Source organism: uncultured Halorubrum sp. (assembly GCF_937146585.1).
In the GTDB taxonomy this organism is placed as follows: Archaea; Halobacteriota; Halobacteria; order Halobacteriales; family Haloferacaceae; genus Halorubrum; species Halorubrum miltondacostae.
Map to the genome: position 1 here is coordinate 18,702 of NZ_CAKZRO010000061.1, position 8,436 is coordinate 27,137.

5 protein-coding genes are annotated in these 8,436 nt (G+C 74.2%); 2 read left to right on the forward strand and 3 right to left on the reverse strand.

The window, feature by feature from the left end; all coding sequences use genetic code 11:
* Positions 1–25 precede the first annotated feature (25 nt).
* Positions 26–4,747 carry a glycoside hydrolase family 15 protein gene (locus Q0116_RS05690; protein WP_297886352.1) on the forward strand — a complete coding sequence of 1,574 codons (4,722 nt, stop codon included), beginning with the start codon at positions 26–28 and terminating at the stop codon, positions 4,745–4,747.
* Positions 4,748–4,801: 54 nt separating this feature from the next.
* On the opposite strand, the gene Q0116_RS05695 is transcribed toward Q0116_RS05690, so the two are convergent.
* Both Q0116_RS05695 and Q0116_RS05700 read right to left on the reverse strand, forming a co-directional pair.
* On the reverse strand, positions 4,802–5,257 hold the full coding sequence (locus Q0116_RS05695; protein ID WP_297886354.1) for a hypothetical protein: 456 nt from the start codon (positions 5,255–5,257) through the stop codon (positions 4,802–4,804).
* The gene (locus Q0116_RS05700; protein WP_297886356.1) at positions 5,250–7,115 is read right to left on the reverse strand and encodes a DNA mismatch repair protein; all 1,866 of its coding nucleotides are present in this window, start codon (positions 7,113–7,115) and stop codon (positions 5,250–5,252) included. The genes Q0116_RS05695 and Q0116_RS05700 overlap by 8 nt, the downstream gene beginning before the upstream one ends.
* Positions 7,116–7,254: 139 nt before the next feature.
* On the opposite strand from Q0116_RS05700, the gene Q0116_RS05705 reads away from it, so the two are divergent.
* The gene (locus tag Q0116_RS05705; protein ID WP_297886358.1) at positions 7,255–7,929 is read left to right on the forward strand and encodes an MBL fold metallo-hydrolase; all 675 of its coding nucleotides are present in this window, start codon (positions 7,255–7,257) and stop codon (positions 7,927–7,929) included.
* A 7-nt stretch (positions 7,930–7,936) separates the two neighbouring features.
* On the opposite strand, the gene Q0116_RS05710 is transcribed toward Q0116_RS05705, so the two are convergent.
* Positions 7,937–8,436: acyl-CoA dehydrogenase family protein (locus Q0116_RS05710; RefSeq protein WP_297886360.1), on the reverse strand; the 500-nt coding region annotated here is incomplete at its 5' end.

Below are 8,436 nucleotides of genomic sequence, written 5' to 3' on the forward strand. Positions count from 1 at the left end.
TTACTCCGGCCGGCGCAGGGCGGGTATGCGACTGCGTACCGCCCTTACGGAGCACGAACGTCGGCGCGGGGAGCGCTACCCGGCGGAACACTCGATGACCGCCGGCGCGTTCACCGGCGACGACGGCCGACTGGTCCACGTGGGGCCGGACGGGACCGTCCACGACTGTTCGTACTCCCTCTCCGAAGTCGGCGGCGCGGACCGGCTCCGGATGGGGATCACCGCCGGGCGCGGCGTCCGCTGGTTCGACGACCTCGAGACGACCCGCCAGCACTACGACGGCGACACCCCGCTCGTCGAGACCGAGTACGACGCCGGCCGCTACACCATCCACCAGTTCGACCTCGTCGTGAGCGACACCCACCTCACGCACGTCGAGCTCCGCGGCTCGCCCCCCGCCGACGCGGAGATCGTGGCCGCCTACGCGTTCTCGCCCGACATGGTCGAGGGCCGCGTCGGCAACATGGTCCACGACGGGGCCGGCCCCGACGACGGCGGCGTCGTCGAGGTGCACCACCGGTCCGAACACGACTTCCTCACCGCCTCGACCGGCCTCTCGAACGCGCACGGCCAGCGGCTGCGGACGATCCCCGAGCTGCTCGGCGAGGAGGACGACGGCTTCCCGCACCGCGGCGAGATCGACCGGCGCGAGGACTCGCGGCTCACCCCGGACGTCGTCGTCCGCGCGCCGTTCGAGCGCGACGGGCGCACGGAGCGCGTCACGCTCGCCGGGCGCGCCGTCGTCGACCGGCGCGCGGCCCGCGACACCGGCGACGACGCGAAGGACGCCCTCACCGACGGGATCGACCGCCAGCGCCGGATCGAGACGGTGTCGAACATCGCCACCGCGTACCCCGACGCCGACGACCTCCGCGAGGCCGCGGACGGGCGGGGACCGGACGTCCCGGCCGACGCCCCGCGCCGGTCGGTGATCGCGAGCGACCTCCGCGCGCTCGACCTGCTCACCGCCGAGTCCGGGGGCCGGATCGCCGCCCCCGAGTTCGACCCGTTCTACTCGACCTCCGGCGGCTACGGCTACACGTGGTTCCGAGACGAGGCGACCGTCTCGACCGCGCTGCTCGACGCGAGCGACGAGCTCGGCCTCGACGCCGACGAGGAGCTGCTCGCGGCCGCGAGCTTCTTCTGCCGGACGCAGGACGCCGACGGCTCGTGGCCCCACCGCGTGTGGGCCGACTCCGGGAAGGTCGCGCCCGGCTGGGCGAACGCCCGGATCGAGGGCGCGAACGCGACCCCCGGCCCGAACGACCAGCTCGACCAACCGGCGACGGTCGTCGCGTTCCTCGCGAGCCTCCGCCGCGAGGCCGACCTCCCCGAGGAGTGGCGCGACCGGATCGACGAGACGATCGCCGACGCCGTCGACTTCCTGCTTGAGACGACCGAGGACGACGGGCTCCCGCGCCGCTGTCAGAACTGTTGGGAGAACGCGCTCGGCCGCTTCACCCACACCGGCGCGGAGTACCTCCGGGCGTTCGCCGCCGTGGCGCGCGCGCCGGTCGACGAGTCGCTCCGGGCCGACGCGGCGGCCGCCGCCGACGCCGCGCTCTCGGGGCTCGACGACCGCTGGAACCCGGAGACGGAGCGGTTCCTCCAGCGCGCGAGCGAGGAGGGTCAAGACGCCCGCGCCGACGCGAGCACCTTCGCGCTCGCGACCGCGGCCACCGAGTACGCGGCCCTGCTCGACGACGAGGCCGGTTCCGACGACGGCGCGGCCGCGGGCGACGCCGCGGCCACCGACGGCTCCGGCTCCGCCGGCGTCGACGCCGTCGCGGCGAGCGAGTTCGACCGCTTCCTCGACCGCGTCAACACCCACGTCCGGCAGTCGATCGAGGCGCTCCGGCGCGAGACGTCCGCGGTCGAGGGGCTCGTCCGGTTCGCCGGCGACGACTGGCGCACGGCCGAGCAGGGGGCCGCGAAGGTGTGGTCGATCGCGACCCTGTGGGGCGCCACCGCGGCGGCGACGCTCGCCGGCGTGGTCGAGGAGCGCGGCGGGGCGGCCGAGCCGCTGTTCGCCGACGCCCGCGACCTCTACGCGCTCTGCGGCCCGGACGGCCCGTTCGTCAACGAGGCGGGGCTGTTCGCGGAGCAGGTGTTCGACGACGGCGACCTCGACAGCGCGACCCCCATCGCGTGGTCCCACGCGCTCCGGATCGACGCCACGGTGACGCTCGCGAGCCACGGCGAGCTCCCGGTCCCGCACGACCGCGAGACAGGCCCCGAGGCGGCGCCGCACTGGACGACCGGCCGGAAGTTCGGCGTCGGCACGCCCGCCGACTACGACGCCGACGACCCCGTCCCGGTGTGGTTCACGCTCACCGAGGGGGCGCTCACCGAGGCGCGGTTCCCCCGGATCGACGTGATGAACGTCCGGACGGTCGACTTCCTCGTCGCGGACCCCGACTCCGAGTACGCGATCCGGACCTTCGACGAGACGGGCCACGTCTCGACGACGGAGACGATCGAGCGGACGACGGAGCCGGCGGCCGACGACGCGCTCGCGTACGTCCAGACGATCCGCGAGACCGGCGACGGCCACGGCCACAACTGGACGCTCACCGCCGAGTACGCGGTCGACACGAACGGCACCGCGATCCTCGCCGACGTCCGGTTCGAGGGGAGCCGCGAGTACGACGTGTACGTCCTCGCCGACGTGACCATCGCCAACGTCGGCACGAACGACCGCGCCGAGCGGATCGACGGCGACGGCGGAGCGCACCTGCTCGCGCGCAAGGACGACCCCGACCGCGACCCGGGCAAGCTCGTCGACGCCGACGGCGAGACGTTCGACAGCGCGCTCGCCCTGGCCAGCGGCGGCGGCTTCGACTGGGCGAGCGCGCTCCCGGCCGGCGGCGAGGCGACGGACGCGCTGTTCGGCGACGGCGAGCGCGTCGAGGAGTCGGCCGAGGCGACCGGCAACGTCGTCCTCGCCGGCCTCGTCGGGAGCGGCGAGATCGTGATGGACACGGTCGCGCTCGGGTTCGCCGAGGAGTCGGACACCGCCGCCGCGCTCGGCGAGGCGGAGGGCGCGCTCGCGCGCGGCTTCGACGACGTCGCGGACGCGTACGCCGAGACGTGGCGCGCGTGGCTCGCCGACCGCGACCTCCCCGACTCGGTGGCGGGCGCGCCCGCCCTCGCGTCGCAGTACCGGTTCGCGCTGATGACGCTGGCGGCCGTCGAGGACAAGGCCCAGGACGGCGCGGGGATCGCGAGCCCCTCCGTCCCGTGGGGCGAGACCGAGTACGCCGCCGAGAACCGCGGCTACGGCTACAACTTCGTCTGGTCGCGCGACCTCTACCAGGTGTTCACGGCGCTGATCGAGATGGACGAGCTCGAGCGCGGCGCGGACGCGCTGGCCTACCTCTACAACACCCAGCAGGACGACGACGGGTTCCTCCCGCAGAACACCTACATCGACGGCCGGACCCGGTGGGGCGGCGAGCAGATGGACAACATCGCGTTCCCCTCGGTGATGGCCTGGCAGCTGTACGAGCGCGGCGTGACGCTCGACGACGCGGGGTACACCTACGACCAGGTCAGCCGCTCGCTCGACTACATCGCCGCCAACGGTCCGGAGACCGCACAGGAGCGCTGGGAGGAGGAGGCCGGCTACTCGCCGTCGAGCATCGCGGCCGAGATCGCCGGGCTGGTCTGCGGCGCGGCGCTGGCGCTCGCGGAGGCCGACCGGCGCGAGGCGAGCGGCGCGACGGCCGGCGAGTCGCCCGAGTCCCTTCGCGCCGACGCGCTCGCGTGGCTGGGGCTCGCGGACGACTGGACTGCGCGCGTCGAGGAGTGGACCGCCACCGCGACCGGGACGGACCGCCACGAGGAGACGCCGTACTACCTCCGGATCACGGCCGACGGCGACCCCGAGTCCGGGCGGCCGCGGACGATCGCCAACGACGGGCCGACGTACGACGAGCGGGAGATCATCGACGGCGGGTTCCTCGAACTCGTGCGCCTGGGGATCAAGCCCGCCGACGACCCCGTCGTCCGCAACTCCGTCTCCGTCGTCGACGACTCGATCCGGGTGGACACGCCCCACGGCGCGGCCTGGTACCGGTACGTCGGCGACGCGTACGGCGAGATCGCCGTCGGCGACCCCGGCGCGCCGTGGGCCGGCACCGGCGACGGTCGGGGTCGCCTCTGGCCCATCTTCACCGGCGAGCGCGGCGAGTACGAACTGCGTGCCCGCGCCGACGGCCCGGACGCGTTCGGCGGCACCGACGACGCGGCGCTCGAACCCGAGAGCCTGCTGGAGACGATGGCCGGGTTCGGTAACTCCGGGCTGATGCTCCCGGAGCAGGTGTGGGACCGCGAACACCCGACGAAGTACGGCTGGGAGTTCGGCGAGGGCACCGGGGGGGCGACCCCGCTCGCGTGGTCGATGGCCGGCTTCGTCCGGCTGGCGCACGGCGTCGACGCGGGCGAACCCGTCGAGACGCCGACGGTCGTCCGCGACCGCTACGTCGAGCGCGACCGCCCCGCGGGGCCGGAGCTGACCGCCACCGCCGAGTTCGTCGAGGACGCGGTCGTCGTGGCCGGCGAGACCGACGCCGCGCGCGTGGCCGTCCACACCCGGAAGACGTCGCGGCTCGTGACGCCGGACGCCGACGGCGCCTTCGAGGTCGACCTCGACGCCGCGACCGACGCCGGCACCGTCGTGGTCGCGGCCGCGACGGACGAGGAGTTCGAGGCCGCCGGCACGTCGGTCGAACGGATTCGGCTGTAGCTCTCTTCGACTGAACTCCCGGCGGCGTTCCTCGTACTTGCGGGAATGAGTCGCCTACCCGAGCGCGTTCACGTCGACGGTGCGAACTTCGCCGTCGACCTCGATGTCGACCGTCGAGCAGAGGCTATCGCGTACGGTCTCGCGCCACGACTCGACGCTCGCGGCGTGGCGCTCGCGACGCGTCTCGAGGTCCGCGTCGGGGAGCTCGGCGGCCGTGTCGTCGACCTCTGGATACGGAGGGGCCTCTGCGACGAGATCCCGGGGGTCGACGTGAATCGGGCCGGGGGCGTCGGCGGGCGAACCGCCGTCGCCGTCCTCGCCGGCGCCGCCGGCGTCGAGCGCGTGGAGGCGCGCCCGCATCCGCCCGGAGAACGGCGGCGTCGCGCGGAGCACGACTTCGCGGTCGCTCCGGAGCGTGGCCTCGAGCGCGTTCGCCACGTCCTCGCGGTGCACCGCGATCGACCGGATCCGTTCGGGACCGGTCGCGTCGTCCGCCGACTCCTCAGTCATCGTTCGCCGCCCACTCGGCGTCCGAGAGCGTTCGCTGGACCGCCTCCTCGCCGACCGCGCCCGCGAGGTGTTCGAAGCCGGCGCGGACGCCGCGGTCGCCCGCGTTCGCGACCAGCCGCGAGACGATGAACTCCGGCGTGGACTTCCCGACCGTCTCGAACCGCGGCTGGTAGTCGACGCGGAGCTCCAGGTCGTTCGTCAGCCCCTCCGCGAAGATGCCGTCGATGCGCGCGACGTCGGGGAGCGGGCTCAGGTCATCGGCGAGGTGGGTGACGTAGACGCCGAGCGCGCCGCGGTCGACGGTGAGCGTCACCAGCCCGTTCAGCAGGTCGGCGGCGCGGCCCGGCTCGGTGATCGCCTCGAACTCGTCGACGAGCATCAGCGTCCGCCCGTCCGCGACCAGCGGCGGGACGACCGACTTCAGCGTCGACTCCAGCACGCCGGCGTTGAACGAGGCGTGCCGCCGGTGGAAGACGATCCGGTCGAACGTCCCGACCTCGGCCGCGTCGGCGGGGACGGGCAGCCCCATCGACGCGAGCAGCGCCACCGCACACAGCGTCTCCAACAGCGTCGTCTTCCCGCCGGAGTTCGCCCCCGTGAGGACGCTCACGCGGTCGCCCGTCGGCGGGGCGTCGGCGCTCGCGACCCCCGAGACGTCCGCCAGCGAGTGCGAGCCGACGCCGTACGACACCGGCTGGACGTCGCCGCCGAGGAACGGGTTCCGCGCCCCGCGCACGGCGATACCGTCGTCGACGAGCGTCGGGCGGACGTGCCCGTTCTCGGCCGCGAACCGCCCGAGCGACAGCAGGAACGCGGCGTCCGACACCGCCGCCGCGGCCCGAGCGACGGTGGTGTCGCCGCCGTCGTCCGCTCCCTCCTCGTCGCCGTCGTCGCCGCCGTTCGCGTCGTCTCCCTCCGCGGACTCGTCGCCCAGTCGCTCACGGATGTCGGCCGCGACGGCGGCCTCGCGCTCGTCGACCGCCGCCTCGAGTTCGACGACGAGGTCCCGCAGCGTCCCGGAGACGAAGTCGGCGGCGTCGAGCGCCTCGTCCGGCGCCGCGGCCCGGACCGTGGCCGGCTCGACGCCCGTCTCGCGGGCGACGTGGTCGATCGTCGCCGACTCCAGCGCCTCGAAGTCGCGGAGGCTCCCGTCGCGGACGGACTCGAGCACGTCGAACGCGGAGTCCGCGAGGTCGCGCGCGGCCGACAGCTGCTCGCGCAGCCGATCCAGCTCCGCGTCCGCGCCGCTCGCGATCTCGATGTCGTCGCCGTCGAGGCCGCCGGCTGGGTCGATGGACCCCCGCACGTCGGCGAGCGCGTCGGCCGCGTCGCGCAGTCGGTCGCCGTCCAGCGCGCCGACGTCGGCGAACGGCCCGTCGGTCAGCCCCGCCTCGCGGAGCGCGACCGCGGTCTCCACGGCGGCGAGGTCGGACGCCTCCGCCTCGTCGTACGCGTCGAACGCGTCCGCGACCGCCTCCCGGTCCGCCTCGTCGAGGGCGGCCCACGCGTCGCGGGCGGCGACGACCCGGTCCAGCCGCGCCTCGACGGCGTCGCGGTCGAGGAGCGGGGTCAACACTCGAATCCGGTCGGCCGCGTGCGCGGTCAGCGCCTCGCCGGCCGCGAGCGCGAGCAGGTCGTCGTACACCGACCGCGCGTCGCCCGTCGCGAGGACGTCCATCCCGGCCTCCCCGTTCGCCCGGCGGAGGATGCGGGTCGCGCGGCCGCGGTGGAGCCCGGCGTCGACGAGCGCGCGGACGTCGGCCGCCTCGATCGCCTCGACCGCCCGCTCGGTCCCGAGGGCCTCGGTGAGCCGCTCGCTCGTCTTCGGGCCGATCCCCCAGTAGTCCTCCAGTCGCATACCCCGTGGTGTCGCCCCGGCGTCTTGGCGCTTTCGTCGCCCGCGCGGCGCCGGCGACCGCGCGACGCGGCGGAGCGACCACGCCCCGTCGCTCTCCGCCACGACAGCGTTCATACCGCCTTGCCTCCTACCGGTCGGCATGACAGCGGAGATCGCGGACGGCGTCTGGCGTCTCGACTGCGGCGGAGTCAACGCGTACCTGGTCTTCGACGACGTGCCGACGCTCGTCGACGCCGGGACGCCGTGGGACGAGGATGCGATCCGGGAGGGCCTCGACGACGCCGGCGTCGCCCCCTCGGAGGTCGGCCGCGTCCTCCTCACCCACTACGACCTCGACCACGTCGGGACGCTGGCGGCGCTGACGCCGGATCTCGACGCGCCGGTCCGCGCCTACGGCTTCGACGCGACGCTGCTCCGCGGGGACCGGAAACCGCCCGTCGGGAACCACAAGGGGTTGATCCAGCGGCTCGCCGGGCTCGTCACCGACCTGCCCGACCTCGACGTCGTCGGCGTCCGCGACGGCGAGACCGTCGGCTCGTTCACGGCGTACCACACGCCCGGCCACACGCCGGGCCACGTCGCGTTCGTCAGCGAGGAGTTGGGCGTCGCGCTGCTCGGCGACTTGGTATCGGAATCTGACGGCGAACTGAATGAGTCCGGCTGGGTGATAAGCTACGACACGGGAGAGGTCGCGGCGAGCGTCCGGTCGCTCGCGGAACGCGCCCCGGCGTTCGACGTCGCCTGCGTCGGGCACGGCGACCCGCTCGCCTCGGAGGGCGGCGAGGCGCTGCGCCGGCTGGCGGCGACGCTCTGAACGCCGCCTAGCGGGACTGCCGGTAGATGAGGTTGCGCTGGATGTCGTTCGCGCCCTCGTAGATCACCGGGATACGCACGTCGCGGTAGACGCGGGCGATCCGGCGCTCGGTGAGGTTCGACCGGCCGCCGTGGAGCTTCATCCCCTTCTCGGCGCAGTCGGTGGCGACCTCGGTGGACTTCGTCTTCGCCAGCGCGGCCCAGTAGCCGGCGTCCGTCCCGTTCGCGACCTTCTCGCAGGCGCGCCAGTTAAGCGCGCGCGCCGACTCGAACCCGATCCGCATGTCGGAGATCGTGTGCTGGACGGCCTGGAAGTCGTCGATAGTGCGGCCGAACGCCTCGCGCTCGTCGATGAACGCCTCGGCCTCCTCGATGGCCGCGGCGGCGAGGCCGAGCCCGTGGCCCCCGACGATGACGCGACCGTGGTTGAAGAAGTCGGCGAGGGCGTAGAACCCGCCGCCCTCGCTGCCGACGACGTTCTCCTCGGGGACGAAGCAGTCCTCGAAGA